Below are 14,892 nucleotides of genomic sequence, written 5' to 3'. Positions count from 1 at the left end.
CACACCCGACGAGCTGCGACTGCCGACGGGTCAGTGGCAGGTCGACGAGTTTGGGATGCTGGGCCGGTCCACCGACCGGCACCAAACTGACTCGAAGGGACAACCGCGATGGCAAAGGTCATCTCCACGCTGTTCATCTCGGCCGACGGTGTGGCCGAGATCGACCCCGACTGGCACTTTCCGTACTTCGACGAGAACATGGGCCGCGCCGTCAGCGAGGACTACGACACCGCCGACGTGCTGCTCATCGGCCGGGAGACCTACGACAGCTTCGCCGGGGCATGGCCCGACCGCGAGGCGGCGGGTGGCGACGACGCGCCGTTCGCCAAGCAACTCGGGGACATGCGCAAGGTGGTCGTCTCGCGCCAGCCGTTGGAGTTCTCCTGGCGCAACTCCGAGCTGATCGAGGGCGGTCTCCTCGATGCCGTCGCCTCGCTCAAGGCCGATGTCGGTGTCAGGGGCATCCTCATTCCCGGTTCCATCTCCGTGGTGCAGCAGTTGCTCGCCGCGGGTCTGGTCGACGAGCTGCGCCTGCTGGTGCACCCGGTGGCCGCGCGCAAGGGCCGCAGGCTGTTCGACGACGGCGACGCGCCCTACCACCTGAAGATGACGGCGACGGAGGCGTTCCCGACGGGGGTGATCCGGGTGATCTACTCGCCGACCGAGGCACCCGCCACGGTCGGCTACGACGACGTCAAGGACCAGGTGCCGGCCGGGCAGTAGCCACTCTTCCTGCGACCCGGGCCGTCCACCGGGTAGCCCTGCTCGGCCTTCACAGGCACTTCACAGGGCTGGTGGATATGGTCCGGGAAGTCAGCGACCGGCTCCAGGGTGGAGCGCGGTGTCTTTGCGCGGGAGTTCCGATGGTCTTCAAGAAGATGTTGAGCGCGTTCGGTGTGGGCGGGCCGAGCGTCGACACCGTCCTGACCAACCCGAACACCCGGCCCGGCCTGACCCTCGAGGGGCAGGTGAACCTGCTCGGCGGCGACGCGCCGGCCAACATCGAGCAGGTCGTCGTCGGCCTGGTCACCCGGGTCGAGATCGAGGGCCACGACACGGAGTACGCCGGCATCATGGAGTTCCACCGGCTGCCGGTCAGCGGCCCGCTCCAGCTCGCCCCGAAGCAGCAGCTCGCCATCCCGTTCCAGTTGCCGGTGCCGTGGGAGACCCCGATCACCGACGTCTACGGTCAGCGGCTGCGCGGCATGACGATGGGGCTGCGCACCGAGCTGGCCATCGCCCGGGCGGTGGACAAGGGTGACCTGGACCAGGTCAACGTGCACCCGCTGCCGGTGCACGAGCGGATCCTGGAGGCGTTCCAGCAGCTCGGCTTCCGGTTCAAGCACGCCGACCTGGAGCGCGGCCACATCCGTGGCACGCAGCAGACGCTGCCGTTCTACCAGGAGATCGAGTTCTTCGCCTCGCCGCAGTACGCGGGCACCATCAACGAGGTCGAGCTGACCTTCGTCACCAGCCCGCACGGGCTGGAGGTCATCTTGGAGTGCGACAAGCGCGGCGGTTTCCTCACGCCGGGGCACGACGCCTTCGGTCACTACCGGGTCTCCCACGCCGAGGCCGACCGGGCGGACTGGGCCCAGGTGGTCGACGGCTGGCTGCGGGAGACCACCTCCCGCTACGGCAGCCTGCGCGCGCAGGGCTTCGGCGGGCACGGCCACGGTCACGGGCGCGGCCGGGGCGTCGGCATGGGTGGCATGGTTGCCGGTGCCGCGCTCGGGGTCGCCGGGGGCATGATCGCCGGCGAGATGATCGAGGACGCGGTCGAGGGCGACTTCGCCGAGGACTGGGGCTTCGAGGAGTAGGACCGACCACACGGACGGACCACACACGACGGTGGCCTCCGGGACGTGAGGTCCCGGAGGCCACCGCGTGTTGTGGCGCGCGGTACCCGGTCAGTGCCGGGCCTCGCGCTCCTGGCCGCTGCGCCAGGCGCTACCGGCCTTGGCCAGACCACGGCTACCCAGGTATCCGATGGTCAGCAGCGTGATCATGAACCAGGCGTTGTCGGCCCGGAAGATGTCCACACCGGCCGAGTTCCGTCCGACCAGCTGCGAGGCGGCCAGCACGCCGACCACGGCCGCGATGTAGACCCAGAATTCGGTCGTCCGCAGCGACGGCTTGGTCTCCGTGCCGGGCGCCTGCATGGCCTCGCGACGCCCGTCGTGCATCATCGGCATCGGCCGGGTGGGCGTCTCGTGCATCGCCCGGTCCTGCATCGCCCGGTCCTGCATCGCCCGGTTGGGCGCCTCCTGCGTCGGGCGGTTCGACGGCCTGGTGGAAGCAGCCTGCGTGCTCATCTTGTCCTCCTCAGGATGCGATGAGTCGTACCTGCGTTCCCTCGCCCCGCTACCGCGTGTCGGCCACGGCACGGTTCGCGTTCATGGCGGGGACAACCGCCGTCTACCCGAGGCGGCGGGGGCAGTAACACCCGCCCTGGCCAGGAAAAATCCGGGCCCGACCGCGATGTGCGCACGGCGTACCCCCGCTGTGGCACGCGCCCACGCGGCGCCGCCGCAGGCGTGATCGGCGGTGGGCAACCGCGCCGGAGCCGACGGAGGGCGACCGGCGCCGGAGGCCGGCCGGCGGGCGACAGCCGACACCCGGGTCGAAAGCGGTCGCGGCTTTCGGCCGGCCGCCGGGGCGGGTTTGCCGGGCGCGCCCCCGGGCACGCACCGAGACCGACACTTCTGCGAGGTGATGGACGTGCGTGAGGACGACATGCGACAGGACGCCGCCCGGCGGGCCGAGGACCGGATCGCCGGCGGCGTGTACGGCGAGGGCGCCCTGGACGAGGTGACCGTGCCCCGCACCGACGTGCAGCGGGTCATCCAGGACGAGGACCCAAGCGACCCCGCCGACGTCCCGATCGACCCGGCCGTGCTGCGGGACGGTGGTCCCACCAGGGGACAGGGGGCGGTCACCACGACCGGCGGCACCGCCGGCCCGGCCAGCGTCCGCCGGCTGGCCCGGCAACCCGAGCGGCATCCGGGCAAGGTGGCCCCGACCACCACGGGCGACGCCACCACCGGCGGCATGAGCACACCCGCCGGCGGCTCCACCAGCGACCAGTCCGGCACCGCCAGCCAGATCGGCGACTTCACCCCAGACTGACCCCGCTCCCACCCCACCCACCCACCCCGGCCCCGTCCCCGGCCCTTCCCCGTTGATCATGATGTTGGCGGCAGTTGTGGAGATCAAACTCGCCGCTAACCTCATGATCAACCCGCAGAGGGCCGGGGCCGGGGGAGGGGGGACGGGGGGTCAGGATGGGCGGAGGACGCCGAGGCGTTGGGTGGCGCGGGTCAGGGCTACGTAGAGGTCGCTGCGGCCCCGGGGGGACTCGGCGACGATGCCGTCGGGGTCGACCAGAAGGACCGAGTCGAACTCGAGGCCCTTGGCCTGGCCGACGGTGAGCACCACCACCCGGCTCTCCAGCTCCGGGTCCTCGCCCACGGCCGCCTCGGGCAGGGCGGCGGTGAGCGCTTCGCCCAGCTCGTCGACCCGGGCGGCCGGCACGATCACCCCGAGCCGGCCGTCCTCCAGTCCGGCCGCCTCCCGGGCGCTGGCCGCCACCAGCTCCGCCGCCAGCCGCTCCGGTTCCACCGCGCGGTCCCACGGCGGCACCCCGCTGGAGCGTACGGAGCGGGGCGGGCGCAGCTCCGGGTCGATCTCGGCGAGCACCTCGGCGGCGACGGCCATGATCTCGGCCGGCGTGCGGTAGCTGACGGTCAGCTCCTCCAACCGCCACCGCTGCGCCACGTACGGCTCCAGCGCGTCGGCCCAGGACGGGGTGCCGGCCAGCGCCCCGGTCTGCGCCACGTCGCCGACGATCGTCATCGAGCGGCTCGGGCAGCGGCGCATCAGCAGCCGCCAGGCCATCGGCGACAGTTCCTGCGCCTCGTCGACGATGACGTGGCCGAAGGCCCAACCCCGGTCGGCCGCGGCCCGCTGGGCGGTGGTCAGCCGGTCCGCCTCCTCCTGCCGCTCCAGCAGGCGGTCGGCGTCGATCAGGTCGGTGACGCCGAGGATCTCACCGCCGTCCGCCTCGTCCTCCACGTCGATGGAGCGGGAGCCCCGGGCGATCTCCAGCACGCCCTCGGCGTACTCCCGTTGCAGCGCCCGGATCCGCTCGCGGCGGGCCGCGGCGGCGCGTTCGTCCTCGCCGAGCAGCTCGGCCGCCTCGTCCAGCAGCGGCACGTCGGCCGGCGTCCAGCCGCCCGGCTCGCGGTGCAGCAGGGCCCGCTCGGCGTCGCTGAGCATGGGCGCGGCGGTGGCGAGCCGGTCGGTGCTGGCGTACAGGTCGGCCAGCAGGCGCTGCGGGGTGAGCACCGGCCAGAGCTGGTCCAGCGTGGCCCGCACCTCGGGTTCCTCGCGCAGCTCGCGGCGGATCTCCGCCACGTCGGCCTCGTCGAGCAGGTTCTCCCCGCCGAGCGGGTCCGCGCCGATCCGCTCGGCGACCTGGGCCGCCAGGGCATGGACGATCTCGACGTCGAAGAGCGCCCGGGCCAGGTTGTGCGGCCGGTCGGCCCGGCGGGCCCGGTCCCGGGCGGCCCGTACGGTCTCCGGGTCGAGCCGCAGCACCTCCTGTTGCGGCAGCTCGATCTCCAGCGGCTCGTCGGGCACCCACTGCCGGTCCCGTACGGCGGCGGCCAGCACCTCGGCCAGCACCGGGCGGCCCTTCACCGCGGCCGTCTCGGCGGGCTCGGCCCGGCGGGCGCTGACCCCGGGGAAGAGATCGCCCTGCGTACGCAGCAGCACACCCGTCTCGGCCAGCGCCGGGAGCACCTGGGAGATGTAGCGCAGGAACGTGGCGTTCGGGCCGACCAGGAGCACGCCCCGGGTGGAGAGCTGCTGCCGGTGGGTGTAGAGCAGGTACGCCGCGCGGTGCAGCGCGACGGCCGTCTTACCGGTGCCGGGGCCGCCCTGCACCACCAGCACGCCCGGCAGGTCGGCGCGGATGATGCGGTCCTGTTCGGCCTGGATGGTCTCGACGATGTCGCGCATCCGCCCGGTGCGGCCGGCGTTGAGGGCGGCGAGCAGCGACGCCTCGCCGGTCAGCTCCTCGTGCGCGGTGGGGGAGGCGGTGGCGAGGTCCAGTACCTCGTCGTTGAGCGCGGTCACCTTGCGTTCCCGGGTGCGCAGGTGCCGGCGGCGGCGTACCCCCTGCGGGTTGGCGGCGGTGGCGAGATAGAAGGCGCGGGCGGCCGGGGCGCGCCAGTCCATCAGCAGCGGGTCGTAGTCGCCGTCGGTGTCGAAGATGCCGATCCGGCCGACGTAGTGCGGTCCGCCGTCGTCGGTGTCGAGCCGACCGAAACAGAGGCCGCTCTCCACGGCGGAGAACTGCTCGACCTGGTCGGCGTACATCCGCACCGCGCTGTCGCGCTGGGAGAGTGCCTGGCGGGTGCCGCCGGTCGCCCGCAGCTCCTCGGCCAGCCGGCGGGCGGCCTGCTCGCGCAGCTCGTCCAGCCGCCCGTAGAGCATCGAGACGTATTCCTGCTCGCGGCCGATCTCGTCATCGGGCTGCAATTCACCGGAATCGGCGGAATGCCTTGACAAGCCGTCTCCCAATCAATTAGTATCTTCCCCGGAACGGCTATAGGGGCCGTTCTTTTTTGTTGCCTGAACTGAGAAAGATACCGTGCGCCGGCCGTCCCGACCAAGCGCGCCGGGCACCCCGCCCGGCCGCTCCGCACGCAGCGGGGGCCCGCCGTGCGGCAGGCCCCCGGATGTGCGCTGGTTCTCAGCCCCTGGCCACCTCGTAGAGCCGCTCCGGGGTCACCGCCCCGGCGATCACCCGGCCGTCGTCGGTGAGCAGCACGCTGAACAGCTTCCCGGTCAGCAGCCGGCCGCTGCCCCAGTCGCCGCTGACCGCCGGCAGCGCGCCGAGCAGCGCCGCCGGGTCGACCGCCGACCCGCCGCCGGGCCGGCCCGGTGCGGCCTTGGCCCGCTCGGCGGGAGTGCCGGCGCCGTCGAGCCGCGCGACCACCACCGTGCCCCAGCCCTCGCCGACGGTACGCACCTCCGGCCGCTCGCCGTCGGTCCGGCGCTCACCGGGCGCGTGGGCCGACGGCTTCCCGGCCGTCGCCTCGGTCACCTTCACCCCCGGCGGCGGGTTGAAGGTGAACTGGTCGGCGTCCGGCCGGGCGTACGACACCTGGGTGAAGGCCATCTCGAACGCCGGCTGGTCGCTGCCGTCGGCGAAGATCTCGAACCGCAGCGGCACGTGCTGGCGCGCGTCGATGGCGATGCGCACCTGGTGCACCAGTGAGGCGGCGTCGCGCGGGGCCAGCACCAGCTCGTACGCGGACCGACCGGCGACCGTGGCGGACCGGCCGACGCTGACCTCGGTGCTCGGGGCGATCGCCGCCAGGGCCAGGTCGGCCGCCTCGCCGGGGGTGGCCGGCAGCTCCGGCACCTCGGTGGGGCCGGTCTCCTCGGACAGCGTCCGGTGGGTCGCGGTGTTGGACCGGCTGTTCCAGATCCACACGTCCCGGCCGTTGCGGATGACGTCCTGTTCGCCGAGCGTGTCCAGCAGGGCGATCCGCTGCCGGTCCGGGCCGGAGTGCCAGACCCGCAGCGTGTGCGTGCCGGTCAGCAGGCTGGTCAGGTTGTCGCCGCCGACCAGCCCGGCCAGCGGCGGCAGGCCCAGGTCGGCGCGCTGCACGACCGTGCCGGAGAGCCCCTCCAGCCGGGAGGTCTGGAGGTCGACGAGCAGTTGGGCGGCGGTACGCGGGGGCAGGCTCGGCTCGGCCTGGGCGGCGAACGTGCCGAGCGCGGCACCACCACCGATGACGGTCGCGACGGCGGTCACCGGGACCAGCCAACGCAGGACGGGACGGCTCTTCAGGACGGACATGTGGCACCTCCTGCCGACCATCCTGCCCGAACGACGCTGTGAGGGCGCTGAGGACGACGGCACGACCGCCCGCACGGGTGGCACCCTTGAGGCGTGCGGTTGCTGGTGGTGGAGGACGAGTCGCGGCTGGCGTCCGCCCTGCAGCGGGGCCTGCAGGCCGAGGGGTTCGCGGTGGACGTGGCGACGACCGGCCCGGCGGGGCTGGACGCGGCCCGGCACGGCGGCTACGACGCGATGATCCTCGACGTGATGCTGCCCGGCCTCTCCGGCTACGAGCTGGTCCGTCGGCTGCGCGCCGAGGAACGCTGGCTGCCGGTGCTCATGCTGTCGGCCAAGGACGGCGAGTACGACCAGGCCGACGGGCTGGACTGCGGCGCCGACGACTACCTCACCAAGCCCTTCTCGTACGTGGTGCTGCTGGCCCGGCTGCGGGCCCTGCTGCGCCGCGGCGCCCCCGAACGCCCGACGGTGCTCGCGGTCGGCGATCTCCGGCTCGACCCGGCCCGGCGGCGGGTGACCCTGGCCGACGCGGAGGTCGCCCTGACCAGCCGGGAGTTCGCGCTGCTGGACTACCTGATGCGGCGGCCCGGCGAGGTGGTCTCCAAGACCGAGCTGCTGGACCATGTCTGGGACGCCAGCGTCGACACGGCACCCAACGCGGTCGAGGTCTACGTCGGATACCTGCGGCGCAAGATCGGCCGGGAGCGCCTGGAGACGGTCCGGGGCGCCGGCTACCGGCTCGCCACATGAGAAGCGAAGGAAGGGCACCTTCCTATCGCGTACGCGATAGGAAGGTGCCCTTCCCAACGAGCGGGCCGGGAGGGCGGTGAGGAGTGCGGGGCTGGTTACGGGCCGCGCCGGGGCTGCGCGGGCGGCTGATGGTGGTCGGGGTGCTCGGCGTGTCGGTGGGACTGGCTGTCGGGGGCCTGGTGCTGCTCGGCGTGCTCGGCTGGGCCCTGCAACGCGCCGTGGACACCGAGGCGTTCCGGACCGCCGACGCGGTCGCCCTGCTCGCCGCCGAGGAGGCCCTGCCGGACCCGCTGCCGGTCGCCGGGGGACAGGTCCGGGTGCAGGTGCTCGACGCCGAGGGGCGGGTGCGGGCCGCCTCGATCGACGCCGACCGGCTGGTGCCGATGGTCCCGCTGAACCGGATCGACGCCGGCGTACGGCAGCGGCTGACGGTCTCGGGCGAGCGGATCGGCCTGGCCGGGCCGGTCCGGGTGGTGGCCGTACCGGCGGGGACCGCCGCCGATCCGCGTACCGTCCTGGTGGCCCGGTCGCTGGCGGACGCGCGGCACAGCGGGCACGTCGTCCGGACCATCCTGCTGGTGAGCTTCCCGCTGCTGGTGGCGGTGCTCGCCGCCGTCGCCTGGCGGGTCGTCGGTGCCACGCTGCGCCCGGTGGAGGCGCTGCGCCGGGGCGCCGAGGAGATCACCGGGCGGAACGGGGGCGGGCGGTTGCCCGTACCGGCGTCGCGGGACGAGATCCACCGGCTGGCCGTCACCCTCAACGGGATGCTGGGCCGGCTGGAGTCCGCCCGGCACCGGCAACGGGCGTTCGTCGCCGACGCCGCGCACGAGCTGCGCAGCCCGCTGACGAACATCCGTACGGAGCTGGAGGTGGCCCGGCGGCTGGGTGACCGGACGGACTGGACGGCCGTGTCGGCGAACCTGCTGGCCGACACCGAGCGGCTCGGCCGGCTCGTCGACGACCTGCTGTTGCTGGCCCGGCTCGACGAGGGCCCTCCGGTCAGGGCCACGGGCCCGGTCGAGCTGGGGGCCCTGCTGGCGTCGGTGGCCGCCCGGTACCCGTCGCCGCCGGTGCGCCTCGACGCGCCGCCGGGGCCGTTGTGGACCGAGGGCGACCCCGACGAGTTGCGGCGGATCCTGGCCAACCTGGTCGACAACGCGGTGCGGCACGCCGGCCGCGAGGTGGTGCTGGCCGCGCGACCCCCCGCCGGCCGGCGGGACACCCACCAGGACGCCGACGCCGATATCGAGGCATACCACCTGGTCACGGTGACCGACGACGGGCCCGGCATCCCGGCCGCGGACCGGGAGCGGGTCTTCGGCCGGTTCACCCGGCTCGACGACGCCCGGGCCCGGGACGACGGCGGCGCCGGTCTCGGCCTGGCCATCGTGCGCGAGCTGGTCCGCCGGGCCGGCGGCGGCATCGACCTGACGGACGCCGACCCCGACCGCGTCGCCGGCCCGGGGCTGCGGGTACGGCTGCGGCTGCCGGCCCTGCCCGACCCGGAGCGCCCCTGACGGGTCGGTCAGCGGCGGTTGGTGCAGACCTCCCGCGCCCGGGCGATGGTGTCGGTCGACCACACGACGGCGACCGTGAAGCAGTAGTCGGTGGCGCGGTTCAGGCCGTAGACGACGAAGGCCGTGGTGCCGGCTGGCAGGTTGGCGAAGGCCGTCTGCGCCTGGCCGGCGCGGCCGCCCGAGATGACCACCGGGCCCTCCCCGCCGGCGGGGTAGGTCCAGCGCAGCGCCACGTTGTCGCGGTTGTCCCGCAGCGTCACGTCCCCGGGCGGGGTGCCGGGGGAGGCCGCGGCCCCGCCCGTCGGGCCGGTGGCGGGCGGGGCGGCCGTGGTGGCCGGCGGCCCGGCACCGGCCGGCGGCGACGCCGGTGCGCCGGTCGCGGCCGAAGGCGCCGGGTCGGGGTCACGGTCCACCCCGGCCACCCCGGCGATCACCGCCGCCGTGCCCAGCAGCACCACCACGACACCGCCGATGACGAGGGGCAGCAGCCGGTTGTCGCGCCGGGCCGGCGCGCGGTGCACCGGCACCGGCAGCAGCCGGGACGGCTCGTAGGGCTCGTCGGGCACGCCGTGCTGGCGGACCCGGCGCACGCCGTCGGCCTCCTCGGCGCCGCCGCCGGCCAGGGAGACGACCGATGGCGGTACGGCACCGCCAGCCGGCCCGTCCCCGGTGGCGCCGGCCTCCGGGGCCCGCCAGCCGGGTGCCGGGTCCTCGGTCGGCTGCCGGGGGGTCGGCACGGCGTGCGGCGGACCGGCGTACGGCTCCGGCTCCGCCGGGCGGTAGCCCTCCTGCGAGGGGTGGTGGCTGGCCGGTGAGGGATGGTGGACAGCCTGCGGCCCGTCGCCGGGGGGTGGGGTGCGCGCGGACGGCACGATCGGGCCGTCGGCGCCGACGGGCGCGTTGTCGGCGCACACGTGGTCCGGGTTGGCCGCCGCCCGGGCCAGCGCCGCCACCTGCGCCGCCAGCGGATCGTCCGCCGGCAGGTGCTGTCGGCAGAGCTCCCGGGCCAGCGCCAGGTTGTCGTGTGCCTCGGCGAACTGCCCGCAGTCGCGCTGCATCGCCCCGAGCCGGGCCAGCATCTTGATGCCGCTGGGATGCCCGTCGCCGTAGACCTCGCGGTGCAGCTCCCAGGCGTCCTGGAGCCGGTCGCGGGCCACCTGGCACTGGCCCCGCGCGTACTCCACCGTGGCCAGGTCGGCGTGGGCGGCGAGCACCCGCAGCGACTCGGGCCCGTCCAGCGCGGTCAGCTCGATGATCACTTCCTGGTAGAGCCGGGCGGCGCGGGACCAGCTCCCGACCCGGTGCAGCACCGCCGCGAGGGTGGCCGCGGCGGCCACCGTGCGCTGGTCGTCCCGCCCGTGCAGCCGGGTCGTGGCCGCGTACGCGAAGGCGGCCCAGCCCCGGGCGGAGTGCGGCTCGCCGAGGGCGACCAGCACGCGGGCCTGGAGGCTGGCGGCCTCGGCCAGCTCGGGTGTGGCGTTGGCCGGACGCGGGTCGGCGTCGGTCAGCGCGTCGGCGAGCAGCCGCTGGGCGCCGGCGAGGTCGCCGGCGGAAACCAGGTGGTGCGCCTGGTCAGTCAGTTCACCGAAGCCGGAAGGCACGCCCCATCGTGCTCATCCGACGACGGTAAGTACAAGACCCGAGCCGGAGTGGATTGGTCAAGAACTGGTCAAGTGGTCGACGAGCGTCTCGCTGATCCGGCGCAACTGGTCCACCTGGGCCGGGCTCAACGCGTCGAACAGGTGCCGGCGTACCCCCTCCACGTGGCCGGGCGCGGCGGCGGCGAGGGTGTCGAATCCCTCGTCGGTGAGGGCCGCGATCTGTCCGCGCCGGTCGGTGGGGCACTCCTCGCGGCGGACCCAGCCGGCCGCCTCCAGCCGGGCCACGGCGTGCGAGAGCCGGCTGCGGGAGGAGCCGCTGACCTCCGCCAGTTCGCTCATCCGCAGCCGTCGCCCGGGGGCCTCGGAGAGCCGGACCAGGATCTCGTAGTACGCGTGCGGCATGCCGGCGTCGCGTTGCAGCTCCCGGTCGAGCGTCTCCATCAGCGCCCGGGAGGCGGTCAGGTACGCGCGCCAGGTGCGCTGCTCGTCGGGATCCAGCCAGCGGGTCATGACGTCATCGTACGCCACATAGTTGAACGTTCAACAAAAGCGCGCTAGCGTCGGTGGCATGGGAATCCACCGCCTCAACCACGCCGTGCTCTACGTCAGTGACCTCGCCCGCAGCGTCGCCTTCTACGGCGACGTGCTGGGCTTCCGGCCGATCCCGATGACCCCGGACGGCTTCCGGGGCGCCGCCTTCCTCCAGGCGCCCGGCTCCACCAACGACCACGACCTCGGCCTGTTCGAGATCGGCGCCGGCGCCGGCCGCTCCACCGCCGGCCGCGGCGCCGTCGGGCTCTACCACCTGGCCTGGGAGGTCGACACCCTCGACGAGCTGGCGGCCACCGCCGAGCGGCTCGCCGCCGCCGACGCCCTGGTCGGCGCCTCCGACCACGGCACCACCAAGAGCCTCTACGGGCAGGACCCGGACGGGCTGGAGTTCGAGATCGTCTGGCTGGTGCCCGCCGACCGGCTGGACGACGCCGCCGTGGCCGCGCGCAAGCGGATCGGCCGGCTCGACCTGGACGCCGAGCGGCGGCGCTACGGCGGCCAGACCCGCGGCGGGGTGGGCATCTCCGTGCCGGCCTGACTCCGGGCCTGCTCTTCCTGCGCTCCCGGTGGCCGGCCGGGGGCGCTGGCGCCCGGCCCGGGGCGGGGGTGCGGTAGAACGACAGCATGCCGACCGACGCCGTCCTGCGCGAGCTGATCGTCCGACACCTGGAGACCTGGCTGCCGGAGGCGCTGCGCCGCGCCCGCCGGGCCACCCTCGCCCTGGCGTACGCCGGTGGCGACGACGGTGCCGCCGAGGCTGCCCTGCGGGTGGTCGCCGACCACGCCGACCGGCTGCGGGGCCATCAACTGACCGTGCTGGTGCTCGCCGACGGCACCGAGGAGTTGCCCGCGCGGCTCGGTGCCGTGGAGGCCGAACTGCCGGCGACGGTCGCCGTGCACCTGATGCCCGGCGGGCCGGCCCGGCTGCCCGTGGCCGTCAAGGCGGCCGGCGCGGCGGGCGCGCCCCTGCTGTCCATCGTGGCGGACCCGGCAGCCGACGCGGCGGCGCTGACCGCCGCAGCCGCCGGCAAGCCGGCCGACGTGCTGCTCGCCACCGCAGCCGGCACGGCCGCGCGCGCCGCCCTCGCCGACGCCGGGTTTCCGCTGACGACCGAGGCGGAGCTGGTACCCGCCGACGGTGCCCCCGCGTGGCTGCTCGCCTTCGCGACCCGCTCGGACAGGAGCCTGGAAGCTTTCAAGGAGTCGCTCTGGGCCGTCGCCGGGGCCACCGGCACCCGCTACCGTGACACGGCCGGGCGGCTGCTCGACGCCACCGGAGTCCCCGAGCCCGACCCGCTGCGCCACGAGCTGCTGGCCGAGCTGGCGCGCTCCGGCCCGCGTACGGTCACCGAGCTGCGCCGGCACGCCCTCACCGCGACCGTCTACCGGTCCTCCGACGCCGTCGGGGCGCTGACCGGGCTGCTCGCCGCGGGGGAGGTGACCCGCGAGCCGGAGCACGGCCGGCTCGGCGGTGACGTGCTCGTCTCCGCCCGGGACGCGCGACCGCTCACCTGACCGGAACCGCCGGGGCCGCGCGGCCGAAGCCCGGTGGTGGGCGCACCGGGCCGCACACGCCGAGCGGGGCGCCGGTGCAGCACCGGCGCCCCGCTCGACCTCGGGACCTCACGCCCGGGACTTGTCCTGCTTCCAGGACAGCGGACCCGGAAGGTCGACCCGGTGCGCCTTGGCCCGCGAGTTCCAGGACCAGCGACCGATCTTGATGCTCCAGGACGAGAAGCCGTTCTCGGTGAAGTTGAGGATGATCGGGCCGTACTTCTTGCGCTTGCGGAACATCAGACCCATCGCCATGGCTCCCTTCGATTCCCTGCCTGCCCTGTCGAACCGGAACATGCCCGCAACGGCGAATCGTGAAACCACGCCCCTTCCCTGATGGACGGTGCCGCCTGACCCGGGGGTAATTCCCACAAAACAGATGGGTGATGCCGGGCGTTGGTGCGCTGGTGAAGTGGCCTTCCGCCGGGCTGATCAAGCGCTGGTCTCATCTTTCGATAGGGCATTGACCGGGCGGTCAGCCACCGGCAGCATGGAATCATGACGCACCGGGACGAGGCTCTGCTCACGGCCCGCGTGCACGTCGACCTGGTCCGCCACGCGAGCGCGCTCTGTTGACCCGACCCGGTTCCCCTCGGTCGCGGTCCTGCCCGCCGCACCCTTCCGCCGCCCGGCCCGGGCCCGGCCGCGTGCCCCGCCCCCGGCGGTGGGCCCGTCCCCTCGTCGACACCCCAGGAGACCCCATGGCCCCGTTCCGGACCGCGACAGCCCCGGCACCGCACGGGCGGCCCGTTCCGCCCCGCGCCGCCAGCGCCCACCCGGCACCGGCGTGACCACCGTGGACCGTTCCCGGGCGGAGGGCACCGACCTGCTTCCGGTGGACCGCGACCTGTTCCGCGCGCTGCTGCGCCGCCAGGCCGCGACCGTAACCGTGGTGACCGCCGTGGCTCCGGGCACCGTCGACCCGGCCTGCCTCGGCGGCCTGGGCGCGCCCGTCCGGGTCGGCTTCACCGCCACGTCGTTCACCTCGGTCTCGCTGGACCCGCCGCTCGTCTCGTTCTGCCTCGGGGTCGCCTCGTCGAGCTGGCCGGTGCTCGACCGCGCCGAGCACGTCGCCGTGCACCTGCTCGGCGCGCACCAGCGGGAAGCCGCCCAGGTCTTCGCCACCAGCGGGATCGACCGGTTCGCCGCGTACCCGGACTGGACGCCGGGCCCGTTCGGGGTGCCGCTGCTGACCGGGGCGCTGGCCCGGCTGCTCTGCCGCATCACGCACCGCCTTCCGGTGGGCGACCACACCCTCTTCGTCGCCGAGCCGCTCGCCCTCGGCGGTGGTGAGGACGCCGATCCGCTGGTCCGTCACCGGGGCGACTACACCACGACGGGGGCGGCGGTGCCGTCGTGACCGGAGCGGCCACGCGCGCGGCGGCCGGCCGGTCGCCGTCGGCCGGGGCGGAACGGCCCGAGGACGCCGGGGACCTGCTCGCGCTGGACCGGGCCGCCCAGGACCTGCTGTTCCGGGCGGCCCGCACCGCCAACACCTTCACCGCCGAGCCGGTCACCGAAGCCCAGGTCAGGGCGATTCACGACCTGGTCCGGTACGGGCCGACGGCGCTCAACGCCCAGCCGCTGCGGGTCCTGCTGCTGCGTTCGGCAGCCGCCCGGGCCCGACTGCTGCCGCACGTCTCCCGGGGCAACCGGGCCAAGACGGCCGCCGCGCCGCTGGTGGCGGTGCTCGCCGCCGACGTGGACTTCCACGAGCGGCTGCCGGAGCTGTTTCCGCACCAGCCGAAGGCGCGCGACTGGCTCGGCGACCGGGCGGAGCGGGTCGCGCAGGCCCGGTTCAACGCCGCCCTCCAGATCGGCTACCTGGTGGTCGGCGTACGCGCTGCCGGGCTGGCCGCCGGCCCGATGGCCGGATTCGATCCCACCGGCGTACGCCAGGAGTTCTTTCCGGACGGCCGGCACGAGGTGCTGCTCCTGATGAACATCGGCCGCCCGGGGCCGCAGGCCTGGCACGACCGCCTGCCCCGGCTGGACGCCACCGAGGTGATCACGACACTGTGACCCGTCCGGAATGCCCCGAGCC

General features: G+C 74.5%; 16 protein-coding genes. 10 read left to right on the top strand and 6 right to left on the bottom strand.

The features are described 5' to 3' along the window. Positions 1 to 108 precede the first annotated feature (108 nt). Both ABZ809_RS10820 and ABZ809_RS10815 read left to right on the top strand, forming a co-directional pair. Positions 109 to 723 carry a dihydrofolate reductase family protein gene (locus ABZ809_RS10820; RefSeq protein WP_357562253.1) on the top strand — a complete coding sequence of 205 codons (615 nt, stop codon included), beginning with the start codon at positions 109 to 111 and terminating at the stop codon, positions 721 to 723. A gap of 140 nt (positions 724 to 863) precedes the next feature. Next, positions 864 to 1,820 (top strand): sporulation protein, encoded by a 957-nt coding sequence (locus tag ABZ809_RS10815; protein ID WP_357562251.1) that lies wholly within the window; start codon positions 864 to 866, stop codon positions 1,818 to 1,820. A gap of 90 nt (positions 1,821 to 1,910) precedes the next feature. Here the strand turns inward: ABZ809_RS10815 and ABZ809_RS10810 are convergent, their stop codons facing one another. Next, on the bottom strand, positions 1,911 to 2,315 hold the full coding sequence (locus ABZ809_RS10810; protein WP_357562250.1) for a hypothetical protein: 405 nt from the start codon (positions 2,313 to 2,315) through the stop codon (positions 1,911 to 1,913). A 406-nt stretch (positions 2,316 to 2,721) separates the two neighbouring features. Between ABZ809_RS10810 and ABZ809_RS10805 the strand changes: the two genes are divergently transcribed. Beyond that, positions 2,722 to 3,129: a hypothetical protein gene (locus tag ABZ809_RS10805; protein WP_357562249.1), complete on the top strand. Its 408-nt coding sequence runs from the start codon at positions 2,722 to 2,724 to the stop codon at positions 3,127 to 3,129. A gap of 150 nt (positions 3,130 to 3,279) precedes the next feature. On the opposite strand, the gene ABZ809_RS10800 is transcribed toward ABZ809_RS10805, so the two are convergent. Together ABZ809_RS10800 and ABZ809_RS10795 are read right to left on the bottom strand one after the other, a co-directional pair. Beyond that, positions 3,280 to 5,499 (bottom strand): ATP-binding domain-containing protein, encoded by a 2,220-nt coding sequence (locus tag ABZ809_RS10800; RefSeq protein ID WP_357562367.1) that lies wholly within the window; start codon positions 5,497 to 5,499, stop codon positions 3,280 to 3,282. A 259-nt stretch (positions 5,500 to 5,758) separates the two neighbouring features. Continuing rightward, on the bottom strand, positions 5,759 to 6,874 hold the full coding sequence (locus ABZ809_RS10795) for a sigma-E factor regulatory protein RseB domain-containing protein (protein ID WP_357562248.1): 1,116 nt from the start codon (positions 6,872 to 6,874) through the stop codon (positions 5,759 to 5,761). Between the two features lie 93 nt (positions 6,875 to 6,967). Between ABZ809_RS10795 and ABZ809_RS10790 the strand changes: the two genes are divergently transcribed. Both ABZ809_RS10790 and ABZ809_RS10785 read left to right on the top strand, forming a co-directional pair. Continuing rightward, positions 6,968 to 7,624, top strand: coding sequence for a response regulator transcription factor (locus tag ABZ809_RS10790; RefSeq protein ID WP_357562247.1), 657 nt, complete (start codon positions 6,968 to 6,970; stop codon positions 7,622 to 7,624). A gap of 128 nt (positions 7,625 to 7,752) precedes the next feature. Beyond that, on the top strand, positions 7,753 to 9,141 hold the full coding sequence (locus ABZ809_RS10785) for an ATP-binding protein (protein WP_357562366.1): 1,389 nt from the start codon (positions 7,753 to 7,755) through the stop codon (positions 9,139 to 9,141). 8 nt (positions 9,142 to 9,149) lie between these two features. On the opposite strand, the gene ABZ809_RS10780 is transcribed toward ABZ809_RS10785, so the two are convergent. Beyond that, the gene (locus ABZ809_RS10780) at positions 9,150 to 10,742 is read right to left on the bottom strand and encodes a tetratricopeptide repeat protein (protein WP_357562246.1); all 1,593 of its coding nucleotides are present in this window, start codon (positions 10,740 to 10,742) and stop codon (positions 9,150 to 9,152) included. A gap of 57 nt (positions 10,743 to 10,799) precedes the next feature. Beyond that, positions 10,800 to 11,252 carry a MarR family transcriptional regulator gene (locus tag ABZ809_RS10775; RefSeq protein ID WP_357562245.1) on the bottom strand — a complete coding sequence of 151 codons (453 nt, stop codon included), beginning with the start codon at positions 11,250 to 11,252 and terminating at the stop codon, positions 10,800 to 10,802. A 58-nt stretch (positions 11,253 to 11,310) separates the two neighbouring features. Here ABZ809_RS10775 and ABZ809_RS10770 point away from each other — a divergent pair, with 58 nt between their 5' ends. Next, on the top strand, positions 11,311 to 11,832 hold the full coding sequence (locus ABZ809_RS10770; RefSeq protein WP_357562244.1) for a VOC family protein: 522 nt from the start codon (positions 11,311 to 11,313) through the stop codon (positions 11,830 to 11,832). A gap of 86 nt (positions 11,833 to 11,918) precedes the next feature. Continuing rightward, positions 11,919 to 12,809, top strand: coding sequence for a hypothetical protein (locus ABZ809_RS10765; RefSeq protein WP_357562243.1), 891 nt, complete (start codon positions 11,919 to 11,921; stop codon positions 12,807 to 12,809). Positions 12,810 to 12,917: 108 nt separating this feature from the next. On the opposite strand, the gene ABZ809_RS10760 is transcribed toward ABZ809_RS10765, so the two are convergent. Next, on the bottom strand, positions 12,918 to 13,097 hold the full coding sequence (locus ABZ809_RS10760) for a DUF4236 domain-containing protein (RefSeq protein WP_007075522.1): 180 nt from the start codon (positions 13,095 to 13,097) through the stop codon (positions 12,918 to 12,920). Positions 13,098 to 13,346: 249 nt separating this feature from the next. On the opposite strand from ABZ809_RS10760, the gene ABZ809_RS10755 reads away from it, so the two are divergent. From ABZ809_RS10755 to ABZ809_RS10745, 3 genes are all read left to right on the top strand, one after another. Then, on the top strand, positions 13,347 to 13,424 hold the full coding sequence (locus ABZ809_RS10755) for a putative leader peptide (RefSeq protein ID WP_357562365.1): 78 nt from the start codon (positions 13,347 to 13,349) through the stop codon (positions 13,422 to 13,424). 211 nt (positions 13,425 to 13,635) lie between these two features. Continuing rightward, the gene (locus tag ABZ809_RS10750) at positions 13,636 to 14,208 is read left to right on the top strand and encodes a flavin reductase family protein (protein ID WP_357562242.1); all 573 of its coding nucleotides are present in this window, start codon (positions 13,636 to 13,638) and stop codon (positions 14,206 to 14,208) included. Further along, entirely contained in the window at positions 14,205 to 14,870 is a 666-nt protein-coding gene (locus ABZ809_RS10745) for a malonic semialdehyde reductase (RefSeq protein WP_357562241.1), read from the top strand. The genes ABZ809_RS10750 and ABZ809_RS10745 overlap by 4 nt, the downstream gene beginning before the upstream one ends. The last annotated feature ends 22 nt before the right edge of the window (positions 14,871 to 14,892 follow it).

Source organism: Micromonospora sp. NPDC047074, from assembly GCF_040643815.1.
Classification (GTDB): domain Bacteria; phylum Actinomycetota; class Actinomycetes; order Mycobacteriales; family Micromonosporaceae; genus Micromonospora.
The sequence above is the reverse complement of the archived record's forward strand: the minus strand, read 5'-3'. Positions and strand labels throughout refer to the sequence as shown.

What these genes read in the sequence shown, in the direction of transcription:
- ABZ809_RS10775 (WP_357562245.1), bottom strand. Translation starts at nt 11,252, where the DNA reads ATGACCCGCTGGCTGGATCCCGACGAGCAGCGCACCTGGCGCGCGTAC.
- ABZ809_RS10770 (WP_357562244.1), top strand. Translation starts at nt 11,311, where the DNA reads ATGGGAATCCACCGCCTCAACCACGCCGTGCTCTACGTCAGTGACCTC.
- ABZ809_RS10760 (WP_007075522.1), bottom strand. Translation starts at nt 13,097, where the DNA reads ATGGGTCTGATGTTCCGCAAGCGCAAGAAGTACGGCCCGATCATCCTC.
- ABZ809_RS10800 (WP_357562367.1), bottom strand. Translation starts at nt 5,499, where the DNA reads ATGCTCTACGGGCGGCTGGACGAGCTGCGCGAGCAGGCCGCCCGCCGG.
- ABZ809_RS10820 (WP_357562253.1), top strand. Translation starts at nt 109, where the DNA reads ATGGCAAAGGTCATCTCCACGCTGTTCATCTCGGCCGACGGTGTGGCC.
- ABZ809_RS10795 (WP_357562248.1), bottom strand. Translation starts at nt 6,874, where the DNA reads ATGTCCGTCCTGAAGAGCCGTCCCGTCCTGCGTTGGCTGGTCCCGGTG.
- ABZ809_RS10765 (WP_357562243.1), top strand. Translation starts at nt 11,919, where the DNA reads ATGCCGACCGACGCCGTCCTGCGCGAGCTGATCGTCCGACACCTGGAG.
- ABZ809_RS10755 (WP_357562365.1), top strand. Translation starts at nt 13,347, where the DNA reads ATGACGCACCGGGACGAGGCTCTGCTCACGGCCCGCGTGCACGTCGAC.
- ABZ809_RS10815 (WP_357562251.1), top strand. Translation starts at nt 864, where the DNA reads ATGGTCTTCAAGAAGATGTTGAGCGCGTTCGGTGTGGGCGGGCCGAGC.
- ABZ809_RS10810 (WP_357562250.1), bottom strand. Translation starts at nt 2,315, where the DNA reads ATGAGCACGCAGGCTGCTTCCACCAGGCCGTCGAACCGCCCGACGCAG.
- ABZ809_RS10785 (WP_357562366.1), top strand. Translation starts at nt 7,753, where the DNA reads ATGGTGGTCGGGGTGCTCGGCGTGTCGGTGGGACTGGCTGTCGGGGGC.